General features: G+C 44.2%; 20 protein-coding genes. 12 read left to right on the forward strand and 8 right to left on the reverse strand.

The genetic code is table 11. From position 1 onward, the window contains the following. The first annotated feature begins 24 nt into the window (after positions 1–24). The gene (mgtE, locus tag C6Y39_RS07550; protein ID WP_105930674.1) at positions 25–1,383 is read left to right on the forward strand and encodes a magnesium transporter; all 1,359 of its coding nucleotides are present in this window, start codon (positions 25–27) and stop codon (positions 1,381–1,383) included. Between the two features lie 57 nt (positions 1,384–1,440). Here mgtE and C6Y39_RS07555 read toward each other — a convergent pair whose 3' ends face one another. After that, a complete protein-coding gene (locus tag C6Y39_RS07555; RefSeq protein WP_105930675.1) occupies positions 1,441–2,193 on the reverse strand; it encodes a winged helix-turn-helix transcriptional regulator in 753 nt (250 codons plus the stop codon). Between the two features lie 223 nt (positions 2,194–2,416). Between C6Y39_RS07555 and C6Y39_RS07560 the strand changes: the two genes are divergently transcribed. Further along, entirely contained in the window at positions 2,417–3,232 is an 816-nt protein-coding gene (locus C6Y39_RS07560; protein ID WP_105930676.1) for a spondin domain-containing protein, read from the forward strand. Between the two features lie 12 nt (positions 3,233–3,244). After that, positions 3,245–4,093, forward strand: a complete 849-nt coding sequence (locus C6Y39_RS07565) for a spondin domain-containing protein (RefSeq protein WP_105930677.1) — start codon at positions 3,245–3,247, stop codon at positions 4,091–4,093. 185 nt (positions 4,094–4,278) lie between these two features. Here the strand turns inward: C6Y39_RS07565 and C6Y39_RS07570 are convergent, their stop codons facing one another. The 7 genes from C6Y39_RS07570 to rplM all read right to left on the reverse strand — a co-directional run bounded on the left by C6Y39_RS07570 (position 4,279) and on the right by rplM (position 9,406). Next, entirely contained in the window at positions 4,279–4,752 is a 474-nt protein-coding gene (locus C6Y39_RS07570; RefSeq protein WP_105930678.1) for a ClpXP protease specificity-enhancing factor, read from the reverse strand. Next, a complete protein-coding gene (sspA, locus tag C6Y39_RS07575) occupies positions 4,749–5,381 on the reverse strand; it encodes a stringent starvation protein SspA (RefSeq protein ID WP_105930679.1) in 633 nt (210 codons plus the stop codon). Before sspA ends, C6Y39_RS07570 begins: the two co-directional genes overlap by 4 nt. Positions 5,382–5,548: 167 nt before the next feature. Continuing rightward, a complete protein-coding gene (locus C6Y39_RS07580; RefSeq protein WP_105930680.1) occupies positions 5,549–6,283 on the reverse strand; it encodes a cytochrome c1 in 735 nt (244 codons plus the stop codon). After that, entirely contained in the window at positions 6,280–7,545 is a 1,266-nt protein-coding gene (locus tag C6Y39_RS07585) for a cytochrome b (protein ID WP_105930681.1), read from the reverse strand. The genes C6Y39_RS07580 and C6Y39_RS07585 overlap by 4 nt, the downstream gene beginning before the upstream one ends. 5 nt (positions 7,546–7,550) lie before the next feature. Further along, the gene (petA, locus tag C6Y39_RS07590; RefSeq protein WP_105930682.1) at positions 7,551–8,180 is read right to left on the reverse strand and encodes a ubiquinol-cytochrome c reductase iron-sulfur subunit; all 630 of its coding nucleotides are present in this window, start codon (positions 8,178–8,180) and stop codon (positions 7,551–7,553) included. A 392-nt stretch (positions 8,181–8,572) separates the two neighbouring features. Continuing rightward, positions 8,573–8,965, reverse strand: a complete 393-nt coding sequence (rpsI, locus tag C6Y39_RS07595; protein ID WP_025256473.1) for a 30S ribosomal protein S9 — start codon at positions 8,963–8,965, stop codon at positions 8,573–8,575. A gap of 12 nt (positions 8,966–8,977) precedes the next feature. After that, complete coding sequence (gene rplM, locus C6Y39_RS07600; RefSeq protein ID WP_012517329.1) at positions 8,978–9,406, reverse strand: 50S ribosomal protein L13; 429 nt, start codon at positions 9,404–9,406, stop codon at positions 8,978–8,980. A gap of 273 nt (positions 9,407–9,679) precedes the next feature. Here rplM and C6Y39_RS07605 point away from each other — a divergent pair, with 273 nt between their 5' ends. The 9 genes from C6Y39_RS07605 (at position 9,680) to C6Y39_RS07645 (ending at position 17,918) form a co-directional block, all read left to right on the forward strand. Next, the gene (locus C6Y39_RS07605) at positions 9,680–10,603 is read left to right on the forward strand and encodes a transporter substrate-binding domain-containing protein (protein ID WP_240618837.1); all 924 of its coding nucleotides are present in this window, start codon (positions 9,680–9,682) and stop codon (positions 10,601–10,603) included. A 257-nt stretch (positions 10,604–10,860) separates the two neighbouring features. Beyond that, on the forward strand, positions 10,861–11,526 hold the full coding sequence (locus C6Y39_RS07610; RefSeq protein ID WP_105930683.1) for a response regulator: 666 nt from the start codon (positions 10,861–10,863) through the stop codon (positions 11,524–11,526). 1 nt (position 11,527) lies between these two features. Then, positions 11,528–12,817 (forward strand): sensor histidine kinase, encoded by a 1,290-nt coding sequence (locus C6Y39_RS07615; RefSeq protein ID WP_105930684.1) that lies wholly within the window; start codon positions 11,528–11,530, stop codon positions 12,815–12,817. Next, the gene (locus C6Y39_RS07620; protein ID WP_105930685.1) at positions 12,801–13,166 is read left to right on the forward strand and encodes a cupredoxin domain-containing protein; all 366 of its coding nucleotides are present in this window, start codon (positions 12,801–12,803) and stop codon (positions 13,164–13,166) included. The genes C6Y39_RS07615 and C6Y39_RS07620 overlap by 17 nt, the downstream gene beginning before the upstream one ends. Continuing rightward, complete coding sequence (locus C6Y39_RS07625; RefSeq protein ID WP_105930686.1) at positions 13,156–13,917, forward strand: FTR1 family iron permease; 762 nt, start codon at positions 13,156–13,158, stop codon at positions 13,915–13,917. Before C6Y39_RS07620 ends, C6Y39_RS07625 begins: the two co-directional genes overlap by 11 nt. Next, positions 13,911–14,615 carry a hypothetical protein gene (locus C6Y39_RS07630; RefSeq protein ID WP_167390635.1) on the forward strand — a complete coding sequence of 235 codons (705 nt, stop codon included), beginning with the start codon at positions 13,911–13,913 and terminating at the stop codon, positions 14,613–14,615. Before C6Y39_RS07625 ends, C6Y39_RS07630 begins: the two co-directional genes overlap by 7 nt. Positions 14,616–14,705: 90 nt before the next feature. Beyond that, complete coding sequence (locus C6Y39_RS07635) at positions 14,706–15,443, forward strand: glycosyltransferase family 2 protein (protein ID WP_105930687.1); 738 nt, start codon at positions 14,706–14,708, stop codon at positions 15,441–15,443. Beyond that, the gene (locus tag C6Y39_RS07640) at positions 15,433–16,110 is read left to right on the forward strand and encodes a TVP38/TMEM64 family protein (RefSeq protein WP_105930688.1); all 678 of its coding nucleotides are present in this window, start codon (positions 15,433–15,435) and stop codon (positions 16,108–16,110) included. Before C6Y39_RS07635 ends, C6Y39_RS07640 begins: the two co-directional genes overlap by 11 nt. Continuing rightward, positions 16,107–17,918: an ArnT family glycosyltransferase gene (locus tag C6Y39_RS07645; RefSeq protein WP_105930689.1), complete on the forward strand. Its 1,812-nt coding sequence runs from the start codon at positions 16,107–16,109 to the stop codon at positions 17,916–17,918. Before C6Y39_RS07640 ends, C6Y39_RS07645 begins: the two co-directional genes overlap by 4 nt. Positions 17,919–17,929: the final 11 nt, after the last annotated feature.

The raw sequence follows: 17,929 nt of genomic DNA on the forward strand, positions 1-17,929 counted from the left end.
TTCACCCTATAGGAATAACGCCTTATGGCAGAAGCGCTTGTTTCTAAATACGTACAAACACAGCTACGCACACTCAATGCTGCGTTAGTAAACGGGCAATTTGTATCTGTACGTAAGCTTCTGCTCGAATTGCCCCCATCTGATGTTGCCCACATACTTGAGTCGAGCCCCAGCCGGACTCGTGATGAGCTTTGGGAGCTGATTGATAGCGACTTTCATGGCGATATATTAGAAGAACTATCTGACGATGTTCGTAACGGTATCATTACCAAGATGCTTCCGGCCAACGTGGTGGACGCACTTGAAGAGATGGACACCGATGACTTAGCTGAAACGCTAAGTAGCCTTCCTGAGCCGGTACTTGCTGATATTCTCGACTCTATGGATGCGCAAGACCGCTTGCGAGCGGAACAAGCACTTTCTTATGGTGAAGAAACTGCTGGTTTTATCATGAATACGGACACTATCACTTTGCGTCCTGACGTCACCATTGATGTAGTTTTACGCTATATCCGCTTGAAGGGCGAGCTTCCGGAAAACACTGATACTTTTTATGTGGTTAATAGAACGGATAATTTAGTAGGTATTATTCCCGTGGCCCGTTTGCTCACAGCTGACACTGACGACAAAGTATCAGACGTTATGGACGAAGAGTCGGAAGCCATTCCGGTAAACATGCCAGATGATGAAGTTGCGAGTCTATTTGAGCGCTATAACTGGCTATCCGCCCCCGTCGTAGATGAGAACAATCGCCTTGTAGGGCGAATTACCATCGATGACGTGGTAGATATTATCCGTGAAGATGCCGAACACTCAATGATGAGTATGGCCGGCTTAGATGACGATGAAGATACTTTCGCACCGGTTATGCAAAGTACAAAGCGTCGTTCAGTTTGGCTTGCCGTTAACTTAGTTACAGCACTAATGGCTGCAATGGTCAGTGATTTATTTGAAGCCACACTAAGCCAAATGGCTGTACTAGCAATCTTGAATACCATAGTACCAAGTATGGGAGGCGTTGCAGGTAATCAAACATTGACCCTCGTCATTCGTGGTATGGCTTTAGGGCATGTTAATGCCAACAACTCTCGATGGCTTATTAGCAAAGAAATATCAATTGGTTTCTTAAACGGTGCAATTTGGGCGGTATTGATTGCTTCTGTCATCGCCCTCTGGAAACAAGATTACATGCTGGGCGTTATAATTGCGTTTGCCATGATGGTGAATATGATTGCTGCTGCCTTAGCGGGTGCAACCCTACCCATGATCATGAAACGCCTTAAAATAGACCCTGCGCTTGCTGGTAGCGTCATCTTAACTACAATAACCGATGTAGTGGGTATTTTTGCTTTCCTAGGTACGGCGACGCTGTTTTTAATTTAAGTCGATGAATATTACTCTGTTACTAGGGCTCAAGTAATTTTTTTTAAACTATATCGTTCAGGCACTTAACGCCTTGGCTGTATACCCATTAATATTCAGTTTGTATCCGACGCCCCATACGGTTTGTACCAGCTGCCCACCATTTTCAATACTGTTAACCTTGTCAAGTTTAGAGCGAAGTCGATTAATATGGGTGTTTACCGTATGCTCATAACCTTCATGGTTATAACCCCAAACCTCGCTAAGTAGTTGATTGCGGGAGAACACCTGATTGGGGTGACGACAGAAATAATTCAACAAAGTGAATTCGCGAGCCGTTAATGCCAGTATTTGACCATTTATCGTCACGCTGTGGTAACGCAGATCTACCTTAAGCGGGCCAATTTCAGTGCACTCTTCGCCACCATCGTTAGTTCTCAAGATTTCCTGGTTGGGCATACTTCTTCGCATATGCGAGCGAATACGAGCAGTAAACATACGCTCTTCAAACGCTCCAATAAGGTAGTCATCTACACCTGCTTCATAGTAACTTGCTTCGTCTACCTCTGCGTAGGCCGAATCTGCTATAGCCATATCACTTTCAACGGCTACGACCCAGCTTTCAGCGTTAGCGTCTACGAGAGTTTTAATACGCTGCAGGCACAATTCATTTCTTGCCGACTCAACGATTATTAGTGAATACTGCTGCGCCTTAAGCAAAGACTCTGCTGATTGAAAATTAGAGACTGCGTCGTAAAGAAACTTATGCTTACTTAAGCATTGAGATATATTTTGCTGAAACTTATTCCCGCTGTAGATGATAAGAATCATTTTTAGCTCCTAATTCGCCAATACAAAACAAGACCCGCCCCTTCGGTTTTTTATTTCACATTAATAAGAATTTTTTGCTTGAGAAATAATCACTAAAAATTTCTAACAATATTGTTATTTATCGATATAAATCTGTGTGTTTTTTGTGATAGTTCTGTGATGAATTAAAAATTTTACTGCCCTAAATTTTTAAGCGATTTAAGCCATAAACAAGGACAATAAGATGAAATTCACTAAACTTGCTGGCGCTACCCTACTGTCTCTAGCAACAATTTCAGTAAGCGAAGCCGTTACATTAGATGTTGAAATTACTAACTTAACCCAAGCGCAAAGCTTTACGCCGCGCCTAGTTATTGCTCACGATGACACAATTGACGCTTTTGAAGTCGGTCAGCCAGCTTCATCGGCATTAGCGTGGCTAGCTGAAGCGGGCGTTATTGACGATGAGCAAAACGCTGATTCAAGCGGCGCAAACTTTGAAGCGTTACTAGGCCCTGTCGATACCGATAATGGTTCAAATACGTGGCACCGTTTTGGCGGACTTCTCGCGCCGAAAGCTACGTTAAGCTATCCCTTCGATACTATGGACAAGCCTTATCTTTCGCTACTTTCAATGCTAATACCTACTAACGATGCCTTTGTAGGTATGGACAGCATTAAAATTCCAACGGAACCTGGCACCTATACGTATTATCTAAATGCGTACGATGCCGGCACTGAGTTAAACGATGAACTAAACAGCGCCCGTACAGATGTTGTTGAAGCTGAGACAGGAAATGCGCTGGGTGGATATGGCGTGCCTGGTGTTGCCGGTGGCGGCGCTCCAACTCGTATCGTTGATTTAGGTATAGGTGGCACGGGTGTGGGAGCACAAATCGTTAATGGCGAAATTGAAGATGGTGAAGATGGCCCAGTACACATCCACCGCAATGCGCTTGGCGACACTGATAGCGCTGCTGGTGCCAGTGATCTGGACTCTACCGTACACCGTTGGTTGAACCCAGTAGCACGTGTAGTTATTACTGTTCCTGCATCTTAAGGAGCCAATACAATGAATAATCCAATCATTAAACTCAGTACATTATTGATGCTTTCGGCGCTTCTCGCTGCCTGCGGCGACGATGGTGATACAGGACCTCAGGGGCCAACTGGTCCTCAAGGTGAAGCTGGAGTCGACGGTCAAGATGGTGCAGACGGCCAAGACGGTTCGGACGGACAAGATGGTATCAACGGTAATTCAGCGGTTTATACTGTACAAATTACCAACTTAACTTACTCTCAGCCCTTTGCACCTGCCGCCGTCATTTTGCATGAGTCAGGCTTCCATTCATTTAGTGAGGGCGAGCCAGCCAGCATGGGCATTGAAATTATGGCTGAGGGCGGTGACCCGTCTATGGTCATTACTGAAGCCATGGACTCCACGGACTTTTTGGATGCGCAAAACTCTGGAGGCATATTGGGACCTCGCTCAATGGGCACAGAACTAACCCTTGTGGTTCCTGAACTCGATGCTGACGACCTGCGTCTTACAGTAACAACCATGTTGGTTAACACCAACGATGCATTTACCGGCTTAAACGCTGCAAATGTAAGCAACATGGCGGTTGGTGATATAAAAACCTTCATGACAGTGACTTGGGACGCTGGTACAGAGGCTAATACAGAAACAGCAGCCACTATGCCTGGCCCTGCCGCAGGAGCAGCAGGTGGTGGCGGAGAGGCAGCGGGTTATGATGTAGTTAGGGACGACCTTACCGATTCAGTAAGGCTCCATCAAGGTGTGGTAACCAGTGCAAACGCAAATGACCCAAGCCGTGAAGGTTTGTCAACGTCCGTACTAACCGAAGCGCATCGCTTTGATTTTCCGACAAGTCGTGTTGTGATAACGCGAACCCGTTAACTGGTAAACTGCAGTGCCACGTTAAAGCGCCCTATTACGCAGGTAATGGGGTGTTTTTACTTTTGTGCGAAGGGAAGAACCGTAGATGGAATTTAAGGGAATAAGAAAAATAAGCGCTGGCTTTGCTGAGTAGATAAACTTCACAAAACCAGGCTAATACATTATTTGATAAGCTAATTAATAAGCTATTTAATAACCTTGAGGGTAGGTTTACCCTTTTTAGGTGGAACAGGCGCATCTTTGACGTCGCTTGCATCTGCATCTTCTAGCGATGTGGGGCCGCTAGGCTGAGATGCATTTTCAGGTGTGTCCGCACTGTCTTGCTGTGCTCGTGCCACATCTTCTTCCGTTGCAAACACGGTACCTGCACCGTTTTCCCTTGCGTAAATCGCTATAATTGCTTCACATGGCATGCTTAGTCTTCTTGGTTGCCCAGAAAAACGCGCTTGAAACGATAAGCCATCTAAATCAAGGGAAAAGTTAACACACGCACTTGGTGATACATTCAAGACGATTTGACCATCTTTAACGAACTCTTGCGGTACTTCTACCAGTTCGTTGGTTGCATCGACCACAATATACGGCGTTAAGTCGTTATCAACAATCCACTCATAGAACGCCCTAAGCAAATAGGGCTGGTTTGACGTCATAGATGTCATAACGGGTTGTGGATCTCACGCTCTTGGTCAGTCAAAGACGCTTTAAACGAACTGCGAGAGAAAATGCGATTCATATAAGCATTAATTTCTTTGCTGCCTGCGCCGTTAAGCTCAATACCAAGCGCAGGTAGACGCCATAGTAGCGGTGCAAGGTAGCAGTCGACTAAGCTAAATTCTTCGCTCATGAAATAAGGCATTTCACCAAACACAGGTGCTAGCGATAATAATGCTTCACGCAGTTCATTTCGTGCTGCCTCTACATCACCCTCACCACGGAAAATGCGCGCAGCTAGCGAGTACCAATCCTGTTCAATGCGGTGCATCATAAGACGGCTCTGACCGCGTGATACAGGATAAACAGGCATTAATGGTGGATGTGGAAAACGCTCATCAAGGTATTCCATGATGATGTGAGACTTATAAAGTACAAGTTCACGGTCAACTAGGGTTGGAACAGTACCGTAAGGGTTTAGCTCCAACAGATCTTCAGACAGGTTGCTAGGATCTGTGAAGCTGATTTCAACACCCACACCTTTTTCTGCCAACACAATGCGCACCTGGTGGCTGTAAATATCAATTGTGTCAGAGAACAACGTCATAATAGAACGTTTATTCGCGGCTACGGCCATTCAATTTCCTCCGTCGAGAAACAAGTTTACGCTTACAAACGGTAAGCTTATTACGATAACTCGTGCTACCTGAAAACTCTTAGAATAAGGACCTTCAGGTAGCACGAGTAAATACCAAAAAAGGGGGCGAGACGCCCCCTTTTCATATTATACATAAATCTGTGCGATTAGTGCACTTCTCGCCAGTATTCTTTCTTCAGCAAGTAAACAAATACAAACAATACTGCGATAAAGATAAGTACCCACTTACCGATTTTTTGAGATTCAAGTTTTGAAGGCTCACCCGTGTACTCAAGGAAGTTCACGATATCGGCAACGGCTTGGTCGTATTCGTCAGGAGACATTGCGCCAGTACCATCTGACTTGATGCCTACATAACGCTTAACCATTTCACCATCAACCATTTGCTCTTCGTAAGTACGGGTAGGCGTACCTTGAAGTGGTTGAAGTACGTGTGGCATACCAACTTCAGGAAATACTGTGTTGTTCACACCAAACGGGCGGCTCTCATCTACATAAAAAGAGCGAAGGTAGGTGTAAATCCAGTCTTCACCACGAACGCGAGCAACTAGCGTAAGATCTGGTGGCGCAGCACCAAACCAACCTGCAGCCGCCTCTTCAGGCATCGCACGAGTGATGTAGTCAGACACCTTTTCACCCGTAAACTGAAGATACTCTTGACCAAGTTCATCAGGAATACCCAAGTCTTGGAATGAACGCTGATAGCGCTGATACTTCATAGAGTGACAGCCCAAGCAGTAGTTCATGAACAATTGAGCACCGCGCTGTAAAGATGCCTTATCGGTTAAATCGATAGGCGCCTTGTCTAAGTGCACGTTTCCACCTGCCGCAAGCGCTACGCCAGGTAGGAAGAAGGCTAAAAAGCACATCATTTTTTTCATTTAGGAATCCTCTCTGGCACAGGTTTAGTGTTTTCGTTTTTGCTGTACAAGAACAGTGCAATGAAGAAACCGAAGTACATGATGGTCGCAATCTGCGACGCTACAATTTTCCAGTTTTCTTGTGGCGTACCACCTAGATAACCCAGGAAGATAAACACTATAGCAAACACAATTAGGTTTACTTTGTGTAGCCCACAGCGATAGCGCCATGACTTAACGCGACCGCGGTCAACCCAAGGTAGCGCAAACAGCGCAGCAATCGCACCAAACATTGCTAGTACACCGAACAACTTGTCAGGTACCGCTTTCAAAATTGCGTAGAACGGCGTGAAGTACCACACTGGGAAGATATGCTCAGGTGTCTTAAGCGGGTTAGCAATTTCAAAGTTAGGGTGTTCTAGGAACTTACCGCCCATTTCTGGCGCGAAGAACAGCACATAAGTAAATAGTGCTAGGAACACACAGAACGCCACAAGGTCTTTAAGGACAATGTGTGGGAAGAACGGTAAAACATCATCAGCAATGTCATACTTGCTGGTGTAGTATTCGTGGATTTCGTATTTTGTCTTTTCAGACTCAGGGAGAGAACCTTTCTTGTGTTTAATAGCAACACCGTCTGGGTTATTAGAACCCACTTCGTGAAGTGCAATAATGTGAAGAAACACAAGAATAACAATAACCAAAGGCAATGCAATTACGTGAAGTGCAAAGAAACGGTTAAGTGTAGCGCCAGAAATAACATAGTCGCCCTGTAACCACACAACAAGGTCAGGACCTACTACAGGAATTGCGCCGAATAACGATACGATTACCTGCGCACCCCAATAAGACATTTGTCCCCATGGTAGTACATAGCCCATGAATGCTTCAGCCATAAGCGCTAGGTAGATAAACATACCGAACACCCATAGAAGTTCACGAGGCTTCTGATAAGAACCGTAAATCATGCCACGGAACATGTGCATATATACAACAATAAAGAATGCCGATGCGCCAGTACTATGCATGTAGCGGATAATCCAACCGTAGTCGATTTCACGCATGATGTATTCAACAGAAGCGAAAGCGCCCTCTGAAGAAGGAACGAAATTCATGGTTAACCAAATACCAGTAACAATTTGGTTTACCAAAACGATAGTAGCTAGGAATCCGAACACATACCAAAAGTTCATGTTCTTTGGCGCTGGGTATTGAATAGCGTGCATGTTTGCAACGCGCATCAATGGGATGCGGTCTTCAATCCAACCTAGAAAAGCGTTCATAATAATTAAGCCTCCGCTTCTGAACCAATGATGATATTTGTATCATCAACGAACTGATAAGGCGGCACTACTAGGTTTAAAGGTGCCGGTACGTTTTGGAATACACGTCCCGCCATATCAAACTTAGAACCGTGGCATGGGCAGAAGAAACCATCAGGTACACCTTCAACGTATTCTTCAAACGCGCCATCTTTAAGGTGCTGTGGAGAGCAACCTAAGTGCGTACAAATACCGACAAGGATCAAATATTCTTCTTTCATTGAACGGAAACGATTTTGAGCAAAAGTTGGTTGCTGCTCAGCTTCAGAGTTAGGATCTTTCAGCTTATCTTCGTGTGCGCCTAATTCTTCAAGAATTTCTGGCGTGCGACGAACAATCCATACTGGCTTGCTTCGCCACATTACACGTACTAACTGTCCAGGCTCAATCCCGCTGATATCTACTTCAACGTCAGCACCAGCGGCTTTCGCTTTGGCGCTTGGATTCCAGGACGCAATAAAAGGCACAGCAGCACCAACGACACCTACACCACCAACTACCGACGTGGCAACGGTCAAGAACCGACGACGAGTGTTGTTTTCTGGCTGGTTTTCATTGTGTGCAGACTCTGTTGCATCTACAGATACATTGCTCATCCACATTTCTCCAGGTTTGGATAATTATGATGTGTAACCCAAGCTTATACTGGTTTTGTCACGCTTGAGTCATGCATCATATGGCTTGTCATGATAGCGACGCTACAGCAAAATTTTGCTAGTTCACGAAGTCACGAAAGTTTTCAAAATTTTCGACCGCAAATGATAAAAGAAAAGCCCTTATAAACACAAGGTTTTACTGCTATTTAAGCGATAATTTAATTCAAAAGGTATGATAAGGTTTAGCGAGGTAAACCTCTAAAATCAAGGTTTTGAGGTATATTTGATGGGATAAGGCGTAGAAATTAAACCTTTGTTATAAAATCACTTGTGAATGCAAAAATAAAAAACCCGGCATAAGCCGGGTTTTTGCAATACAAAAAGCGTAAAAATTAACGCTTTGAGAATTGAGGACGCTTACGCGCTTTGTGAAGACCAACTTTCTTACGTTCAACGCGACGTGCGTCACGAGTAACGAAGCCAGCTTTACGAAGAGCTGGACGTAGCGCTTCATCATACTCCATAAGAGCACGAGTAAGACCGTGACGGATTGCGCCCGCTTGACCGTTAGAACCACCACCTTTTACAGTGACGTAAACGTCAAACTTTTCAGTCATTTCAACAAGTTCAAGTGGCTGACGAACAACCATGCACTCTGTTTCACGACCAAAGTACTCGTCAAGAGCGCGTTGGTTTACTTTAATGCTACCTGTGCCTGGACGTAGGAACACACGAGCAGTAGAACTTTTGCGGCGGCCTGTGCCGTAGTATTGAGTATCTGCCATGTTAATAGCTCCTTAAATGTCCAAAACTTGTGGTTGCTGTGCTGCGTGAGAGTGTTCTGCACCAGCGTAAACTTTCATTTTACGGAACATTGCGCGACCTAGAGGGCCTTTTGGCAACATGCCTTTAACTGCTTTTTCAAGAACCATTTCTGGCTTGTGAGCAATTAGTTTTTCAAAGTTTGTCTCTTTAAGACCACCTGGGTAACCAGAGTGCGCATAGTACATTTTGTCTTGCGCTTTACGGCCTGTTACCGCAACTTTTTCAGCATTGATTACGATGATGTAATCACCAGTGTCCACGTGAGGTGTGTACTCTGGCTTGTGCTTACCACGAAGGCGTAGTGCGATTTCAGAAGCCAAACGGCCTAGAGTTTTGTCTGTGGCGTCTACCACATACCAGTCACGTTGTACCGTTTCTGGCTTAGCAACAAAAGTTTTCATTTTCAAATTCACCCGAATAATATCGTCGTTACTGATTTCTGAACACCAGAAATCACCTTAAAATCAACACAAAGACCCCTTCGAGCCGGCTGATTCTTCCACCTTCCCAAAGGTGGGCGTAACTGGGCAGGGCGCGAATTATACAGGAATTGACATAAATGCGAACCCCTAATGCAAAATAAATGAATAATATTTAGACATAAAACAAATGACAATGCGCCAAATATGCGATATTTTTTATCTGTTGAATTTTTGATCACAAAACAAAAACAAATGAAAATCTCATCAGCGGCGTGTCTTAGTGCATTTGCTTTATTTTTTCTTTGCTACGACGCAGTGGCCAAAGAAGAAAATCACCAGAGTATTGTTTTCACACGCGCATTTGCAGACAACGAATACGGCAACTATCACGTCGCAGTTTTGCAAGCCGCACTTAATGCAACCCCAGATCTGGGATCCACAACCTTAGTTCCACATCCCCAACCCATGAGTCAAAGCCGCCAGCTGGTGTCACTTATCAATGGCGAAGCTGACGTCATGTGGAGCGCAACCAGTCAAGTTAGAGAAAAACAACTTATTCCTATCAGACTTCCATTACTTAAAGGTTTTGCAGGTTTCCGCGTGTTCGTCATAAACCCAGATAAACAAGATAGTTTTAACTATTCCATTGATAGTTCAACACTGAAAACTCGGACACTAGTACAGGGTTCGGATTGGCCTGATTTAACTGTACTGAGTTCGAATGGTTACAACGTTGAAGGTGAGGATTGGAGTTTGTGGTTTAATTCTATGTATTCTCTCGTGGAGAAGAATCTTGTTGACGCCTTTCCCCGCAACGTTATTGAAGTACATCGTGATTTGTCCCGCCATTCTGATAAGCATGTTTCCTTAGAGCAATATCACCTACTCAATTATCCCAACTATGAATATTTTTTTGTAAGCCCAAATAACCAGGCGCTTGCCAACAGGTTGAAGATAGGTCTTATTCGAATATTGGAAAACGGTGAACTTAATAACATTTTTAATTACTTTGACTTCCACGAAGAGGCAGGAAAGCTCGTCGATAGTGGCACACGTAAAATTCACTATCTTGATAATCCCAACATTCCTTATCGCATTAACTACGCCCGCTGGGACAAACACCCACAGCTAGCAATTGAGGCACTAAGAAAAGAACTTATTGAATTGCGAAAATAAACACCAAGGTCGTTTTTAAGATTTTATTTGATGACTTTACAACACTGCGACTGTTTTTCGATGTCCATTGCTCATACGGGCACCACATGGTTAGCCTTTGGCGTTCGTAAAACGCGAAGCAAGAAAGGTAGCTAGTAAGTAAGCCTTCGCAACCTTCATTAAAACAGTAACTTGACTGCCCTCACAGTATAGTTCTTAAGGTTTTCTTAAGCTTTCTGGTATACACTTTTACTGATTACATATCGTCGAGTATCTGAATGCGAATATTATTGGTTGAGGATGATAGGCCTTTGTCTGATGCGCTAGCCTTGTCTCTTAAAAATGCAAACTATGCTGTTGACTGCGTTTATACAGGTGCAGACGCAATGACAACCCTTAGTATCGGACAAACCGACATCGTTGTTCTTGATTTAGGCTTACCCGATACAGATGGTTTGAATGTACTTAAATCGATACGTAAAAAGAATGCGACACTCCCGGTATTAATTCTAACTGCACGAGATAAAGTATCCGACAAAATATCTGGGTTAGACGCAGGTGCTGATGATTATTTACCAAAACCATTTGAAATTGATGAATTACTCGCCAGGTTACGCGTACTTGAACGCCGCCTAGGTACGGCTTCCCAAACAATCATTACGATTAAAAATGTGAGTCTTGATACCGCACACCACACGCTGACAATCGACAATAAGACCATACACTTACCAAGACGTGAGCTTATGGTACTTAAAGCGCTCATAGAAAATGCCGGTCGCGTATTGAGCAAAAATCAGCTTGAAAACAAACTTTATGAATGGGGCGAAGAAGTAGCAAGTAACACGATAGAGGTTCATGTGAGTCATTTGCGAAAAAAAATGCCTGATAATTTTATCAAAACCATTCGCGGCGTGGGCTACTGTATATCTAAATCGGGGGAATGAGTTGTCGTCTATTCGCCGTTTTCTAATTCTTACATTGATCAGTGCCCTCGTGCTGGTGATTTTTAGCGCAGCCCTTCATGGTTATCGCGCGACTCTAGATATCTCTAGTGCACTTTTAGACGACGAATTGATTGAGCTCTCCCGCGCCATTGCTTATTTTGATAGTAATAGTGAGGAAGAGGAACATGCACTGTTGTTTCAGATCTGGAAGAGAGGCGAACTAATAAGTACCTCTTCGGCTGAACTCACTACCCCCATAGCCGCCTTCACACCCGGTTTTTCTGAAGTCAACGCGTTGGGTACTCGTTGGCGTGTGTTTGCTAAGTACCAGGAACAACCTGCCACTTGGTATATGGTCGCTCAGCCGGTAAGCAACCGATTTATGCTTACCGACTCGCTCACCGTAGCGGCCATCACTCCTTTTATATTGAGTGTACCTTTGCTCGCTCTTATTTTGTTTTTTGGCATAACATGGGGTTTGTCACCTTTAAAACATTTATCTAGATTGCTAGCAAAGCGAAAAGGCAACGATTTTTCTCTCATTGCACTGCAAAGAGAACCAAGTGAACTTACACCTGTGGTTTCTACATTGAATACTATGTTCAATCGCCTTAACGCTGCATTTGAGCGTGAACAACAGTTCGCTTCTAATGCGGCGCACGAACTTAGAACGCCTTTAAGTGTTATGAAAATCAATATTCACAATATCGCAAATGAACTGGGCGAAAAGGGTGAAGCACTTAAAACACTTAAGGCTGATACTGACAGAATGATCCATGCAGTAAACCAATTTCTCTTGTTAACTAGAACAAGCCCAGAGACCTTTGTTGAGCAACGAGAGCCTGTTAATGTGCACCATGTTGCTCAAGAGGTTATTAGTGACCTTTATGGAAAAATAGAAAATAAAGCACAGGAAATTGCGCTGGAAGGGGATGAGGTTTGGCTTCAAAGCTCGCAGTTTATGCTGTATACGCTGCTTCAGAATTTGGTAAGTAATGCGAGTAACTATTCGCCTAAAAAGGCGCAAATTTTAATTAAAGTAGAATGTCATCACAGTGGTGTCTCATTAAGTGTATGCGATTCGGGCCCGGGCATTCCTGCTGATCAACGACCTGAGGTTATAAAACGGTTTCAAAGGGGGTCTACGAGTAAACCCACTACGGGGAGTGGACTAGGTCTCGCAATTGTTGCGCAAGTTGTTGCTTTACATAATGCAGAACTGACACTGCACGAAAGTTCGCTGGGCGGTTTAGAAGTAAGGGTGAATTTTTCAAATGACTACGTACTTTAAGTCATCCCTTGCCTTTGTCTTTGGCTTTTTTGCCTGCCACATACCAAGTGCCTGGGCGCTACCTGAGGTTGTAGTTGAAATTAAATCACATTTATTTTATCCCCAAGAAGTCACTGTTCCAGCTGGGCAAAAGGTAAAACTTACTTTTATCAACTTTGATAGTACACCAGAGGAAATCGATAGCTTCTCCTTAAACAGAGAGAAGGTGATATTTGCAAATAGCAGAGGCACCATATTTATCGGACCGCTCACACCAGGAGAATACCCATTCTTCGGAGAATTTCATCCAAACACTGCAGTGGGTAAGGTAGTAGTGAAAAGCGCAGAGGACAATCAATATGCTCATTAATACTGTTGTGCTTTTTCTGCGTGATACGCTACCTATTTTCTTACTTATCAGCGTACTGCTAGCCCTACCTCGCGTTTCCGCGGTCAATATCTTATGGCGTTTGTTTGCACTTGTATTTATCGCATTATTGACCTATCCAAAGCTGGGCTTGGTGTCAGAATTTTATGAAGGCGCAGGATTTGAACTTTTCAAGACGTTATTATTTTTTGTTGCTTGGATTGGCATGTGCTTTCTCGCGTCATACGGCACATCGAATTCATCATTGCTTAGCATTGGAGTCTCGCTGCTAGTATTGGGTATTGGATTACCAAATTCGCTGCACTTTTTAGTTTACTTCATCTCTGAACTGACGAGAAACAGCGATAGCACCTTGCTATTACTGGGCACCACTATTGGGCTTGGTATAAGCATCAGTATTGCCATCTTGCTTAATATTTTTCTCACTCATTTTGTTAATTTAAAAGTAACGCAGTGCTTTATTTCTGTTTTTGTTGCAGCGCAGGCAGCCAATATCGCTTTATTATTGGAACAAACCGATACGTTTCCCTCGCCAAACAAACTTTGGGATAGCAGCGACATTGTGAGCGATAACAGCGAGTACGGGCACTTACTTAACGCGCTTGTTGGCTATGAAGCCACGCCCTCTATAAGTTATATCGTTGTCTTTTTGATTGCTTTGATTGTCCCTAATCTCATCACCTTTTTGTGTACAAGACAAAGGTCTACCCCTCTCATGGAGGCCGCATGTTAAAACGTGCTTTTTTCTCCTTAATCACGTTTTTGTTACTGTTTGCCGGTCAGGCACGCGCAGATAACTTTACCGTCGATAAGGTATATCATCCTTACGTTCTGCCGTTTGAGCGAGAATTCGAATGGCGCCTGACATCAAGACAAAACGACGATGGAAATGTGCTAATGCAACGATTTTCGTTCGGCCATGCACTTTCTGAATTTTTAATTTTAGAGGCCTATGTGGTAGGGGCGCGTGATGAGAATGAAGATTTTGGCGTAGAGGGTTACGAATTAGAATTACGTTGGATGATGACCGAACAGGGACAGTATTGGGCTGACTGGGGCACATTGTTTGAGCTTGAAAAACAACATAATACTGATGACTGGGAAGTAAAGGCAGGCCTGCTTACTGAAAAAGAGTTTGGCCAATTTAGCCTTACTACCAACATAAGCGTCGTTTATGAATGGGGCGAAACGGTTGCTAACGAATGGGAAAGCGAATTTAAAGCCAAGTTTAGATACCGCTGGCTTCCTGAAATACAGCCCGGCGTTGAAGTTTATGTTGCTGAGGATTTTATTGGCGTAGGCCCAGCCTTTATGGGTATAAAGCGTTATGACAGACAGAAGCAGTTAAAATGGGAACTGGGCTTTATAGCTGGACTAAACGGTGACAGTAAAGATCACACACTTCGCATGTCGTTGGAATACGAATTTTAATGCAAGTTTTTACTTTAGCGTCTAACTTAAGCTTTCCTTAAGGTTCAACATTTAAAGTGCACGTCATTCGATGATTTACCAAATATTCTTATGCACCAGTTTGACGTCAGTGTTGTTTTACCTGCTAAAAATGAAGCCAAAAACCTTTCTGCTTTGTTACGAGAAATTGCAGAAGTGGTTCCAAGTACAACAACAGAAATTATTGTTGTTGATGACGGTAGCAGCGACGACTCCCTATCCTTGCTGCATAACCTTTCAAGCACCTTGCCGGTAAGTTGTCGTGTCATCGTCCACCCTATCAGCTGCGGTCAAAGCACTTCGGTTTTTCACGGCGTTTTACAGGCAAAAGGAAAGTGGATCATCACCCTTGATGCTGATGGGCAAAACGATCCTGCTGATATACCGCGACTTATTCGCGCAGCTAAAGAGACTAATGCAGCGCACTTCTGCGTTATCGGACATCGTAAAAAGCGAAAAGATACCCCGTGGAAGCGATTTCAGTCTAAAGTTGCCAATCGTGTTCGCCAGTGGATCCTACAAGACGACACACCAGACACGGGCTGTGGCTTGAAGCTACTCCCAAGAAGCACCTTTTTACTTTTGCCTTACTTCGACCATATGCACCGATATATTCCCGCTTTAACTAAAAGGCTTGGGGGAGAAGTGGTATGTGTATCGGTCAATCATCGCGCGCGCTTAGAAGGTAAATCAAATTATACAGCGTGGAATCGTGGCTGGGCAGGGATCATCGATATGCTTGGCGTCAGATGGCTAATGTACAGAAACAAGCTTAATCACATTGTCAGCGGAATGGGTCATGAAGACTAATCTTCGCCGCCTCAAAAGCTTCATACAGTTTTTCATCGGGGCAGCAAGCATCGCGCTTATCTGCTATGTGTCGCTTGAGGTCACTGGTGAAGTATGGAAGCACGGTGATGATACAGATTGGTTGAATGCCTATATTTCAAATTTAAATTGGCAGTCGCTAAGTGTGATTTTAAGTGGCTGTGTTGTGCTTTTAACTATGGGTTTTCCCCGTCAGGCTGTCAGTTTTTTTTGCGGAGTGGGCTTTGGCGCATGGCAGGGAGGATTAATTGCCTTGTTGCTAACGGTATTGTCTGCATGTATCGCCTACGCATTAGCAAATGGCCCTCTGCGCTCACTCGCTGTCCGTCTTTTAGGTTCAAAGTTAAAACCAGTTGAAAACAAACTGGCCAAGCGAAGTTTTCGCAATGTGTTAATTGTTCGTTTATTCCCTGTAGGCTCAAACTTAATCACAAACGCCGTCGCAGGTGTGCTAAGCATTCCGTTTGTCCCGTTTATTGTTGCAAGTGCAATCGGCTTTGCGCCTCAAACTTTTTTGTTTACCTTGCTTGGAAGCGGTTCTCGATTTGTCAGTTCCCTTGAACAGCCTTTACAAATTGGTGGCTTAATCATTAGCCTTCTTCTACTTCTATCCTTATCAGGCATTTCTCGTAGGAGTGAGCCGTCGTGAGGCTTGTGCTTAACTCAAATAGCCATGCATCTACCCTGTTCTTTTTTGCCTGTGCTCTGATATTTGTTGGTCTGGGTTTCAGAGATGCTTGGCCCCCCGATGAGCCTCGATTCGCATTGGTCGCAAAAGAGATGGTGAACAGCGGACAGTGGCTTGTGCCCATGCGCGGTGGCGAAATTTATCCAGACAAGCCCCCTGTGTTTATGTGGTGTATTGCCTTCTTTTACCTTATAACGGGTAGCCTGAAGGTGGCTATGCTCCTGCCTAACGCTATCGCAAGCCTTGTCACTTTGGGGTTAACCTACAAGCTATCGCTAAGACTTGCCAGTGAAAAAGCGGCTATGTTGAGTATGCTCGTACTTCTACTGAGCCCTCAGTTTCTTATTCAAGCCAAATTTGCTCAAATAGATGCCCTTGTCGCCTGCTTTATCTGGATTGGCGTCTACGGACTCATTCAGCACTTTTATGTGCGTGTTAATTGGCGGTGGTACTTTGCAGCATGGTTCTTTATGGGGCTTGGGATCATAACTAAAGGCGTTGGCTTTTTACCTATTCTTTTGTTTATTCCCATTGCGTTTTTCGCATTTACCAGCAGCTCACATCGCGGCAAGTGGTCATTGCGCGTGTTGTTTGGCCCCTTAGTCATGCTATCAGTTGTGGCGATGTGGCTTGCACCTCTGCTTTATCTTGGTTTGATAAAACAAGAGCCTCAAATACAACAATACTTGTCGAACATTTTGTTTAAACAAACGGCTGAGCGATATGCCAATGCCTGGCACCACATAGAGCCCTGGTATTACTATATTGTTGAAGTTATTCCTGTATTTTGGATAACTCCAATTGCCATACTTGTATCAAAAGCTAAGTCGTTAAAAGATGCACTTACTCACAACCACGCTTACTCATCCTTGTTGATATGGGTAATATTGGTTGTCATTTTCTTTAGTATCAGCCCAGGTAAACGTGGTGTTTATGTTCTACCGGCACTGCCTGCGTTGAGTATGGTTGCAGGCCTGGTACTTGCAAATTCAACTGTATCAAGAGGATTAGCGCTGTTTGCGCGCGCAGTGACTTCGTTAATCTCTGGCGCTTTATTGATTGCTGGCTTAGCACTGCTGTTTCACGAACCCATCGCCAGTAAGTTGATTACGCGCTTTGACAGCGACAGCGAAACCCTCGTTCTTTTAAGCATAGTATTACTTGTACTCGGTTTCGCTGGGCTTTGTACTCATATTGTCTACAATGTTTACAATAAAAAGCGCAACGCAGGGGATGGAGAATTACTCGCCCGCCAATTACTGGCATGGCTTTTCATTTTAACTGTAATTCCTTACACATTCGGTGCATGGCTGCTAAACGACTACCGTACTCCCCGTATAGTCCTTCAAAATGCAGAAAGCCAAATAGGTAATATGTTGACGAAGGATTCAACTGCCTTCGAGGTAGGGATAGTCAGCTTTAAAGAACAGTATTTGCTTTTTTCACCCTTTCAAATGACTCATTTTGGTTACCATACCCCTAAAGAGCTAGAAAACGGTACAGCGTGGGCTTGGCTAACTGATACTTCCGAGCCTTCGCTCGGGCTAACAAAAGCTTCAGGCCAGCGGATTAGCCCCCCAATACGTCAACGCTTTTTGTTAGTTCCAAGTGACTACAAGTTTCAATGTGTAGACTTGTCACAAGCAACTTCACTGGGCATAGCCCACCGTGACGAATGGTTATTGCTTCCTGCCAGTGCTGCGAACGCTACCTGTGATTTACCGACTAACGGCCCAGTTTTTAACAGCTATAAAGGCTCAAGCAATTAAACGGCTTGGGC

It is taken from the genome of Alteromonas gracilis, assembly GCF_002993325.1.
Lineage (GTDB): Bacteria > Pseudomonadota > Gammaproteobacteria > Enterobacterales > Alteromonadaceae > Alteromonas > Alteromonas gracilis.

Excerpts from the sequence above, each read along its gene's own strand:
- mgtE (WP_105930674.1), top strand. The coding sequence starts at position 25 with ATGGCAGAAGCGCTTGTTTCTAAATACGTACAAACACAGCTACGCACA.
- C6Y39_RS07555 (WP_105930675.1), bottom strand. The coding sequence starts at position 2,193 with ATGATTCTTATCATCTACAGCGGGAATAAGTTTCAGCAAAATATATCT.
- C6Y39_RS07560 (WP_105930676.1), top strand. The coding sequence starts at position 2,417 with ATGAAATTCACTAAACTTGCTGGCGCTACCCTACTGTCTCTAGCAACA.
- C6Y39_RS07565 (WP_105930677.1), top strand. The coding sequence starts at position 3,245 with ATGAATAATCCAATCATTAAACTCAGTACATTATTGATGCTTTCGGCG.
- C6Y39_RS07570 (WP_105930678.1), bottom strand. The coding sequence starts at position 4,752 with ATGACATCTATGACGTCAAACCAGCCCTATTTGCTTAGGGCGTTCTAT.
- sspA (WP_105930679.1), bottom strand. The coding sequence starts at position 5,381 with ATGGCCGTAGCCGCGAATAAACGTTCTATTATGACGTTGTTCTCTGAC.
- C6Y39_RS07580 (WP_105930680.1), bottom strand. The coding sequence starts at position 6,283 with ATGAAAAAAATGATGTGCTTTTTAGCCTTCTTCCTACCTGGCGTAGCG.
- C6Y39_RS07585 (WP_105930681.1), bottom strand. The coding sequence starts at position 7,545 with ATGAACGCTTTTCTAGGTTGGATTGAAGACCGCATCCCATTGATGCGC.
- petA (WP_105930682.1), bottom strand. The coding sequence starts at position 8,180 with ATGAGCAATGTATCTGTAGATGCAACAGAGTCTGCACACAATGAAAAC.
- rpsI (WP_025256473.1), bottom strand. The coding sequence starts at position 8,965 with ATGGCAGATACTCAATACTACGGCACAGGCCGCCGCAAAAGTTCTACT.
- rplM (WP_012517329.1), bottom strand. The coding sequence starts at position 9,406 with ATGAAAACTTTTGTTGCTAAGCCAGAAACGGTACAACGTGACTGGTAT.
- C6Y39_RS07605 (WP_240618837.1), top strand. The coding sequence starts at position 9,680 with ATGAAAATCTCATCAGCGGCGTGTCTTAGTGCATTTGCTTTATTTTTT.
- C6Y39_RS07610 (WP_105930683.1), top strand. The coding sequence starts at position 10,861 with ATGCGAATATTATTGGTTGAGGATGATAGGCCTTTGTCTGATGCGCTA.
- C6Y39_RS07620 (WP_105930685.1), top strand. The coding sequence starts at position 12,801 with ATGACTACGTACTTTAAGTCATCCCTTGCCTTTGTCTTTGGCTTTTTT.
- C6Y39_RS07625 (WP_105930686.1), top strand. The coding sequence starts at position 13,156 with ATGCTCATTAATACTGTTGTGCTTTTTCTGCGTGATACGCTACCTATT.
- C6Y39_RS07630 (WP_167390635.1), top strand. The coding sequence starts at position 13,911 with ATGTTAAAACGTGCTTTTTTCTCCTTAATCACGTTTTTGTTACTGTTT.
- C6Y39_RS07635 (WP_105930687.1), top strand. The coding sequence starts at position 14,706 with ATGCACCAGTTTGACGTCAGTGTTGTTTTACCTGCTAAAAATGAAGCC.
- C6Y39_RS07640 (WP_105930688.1), top strand. The coding sequence starts at position 15,433 with ATGAAGACTAATCTTCGCCGCCTCAAAAGCTTCATACAGTTTTTCATC.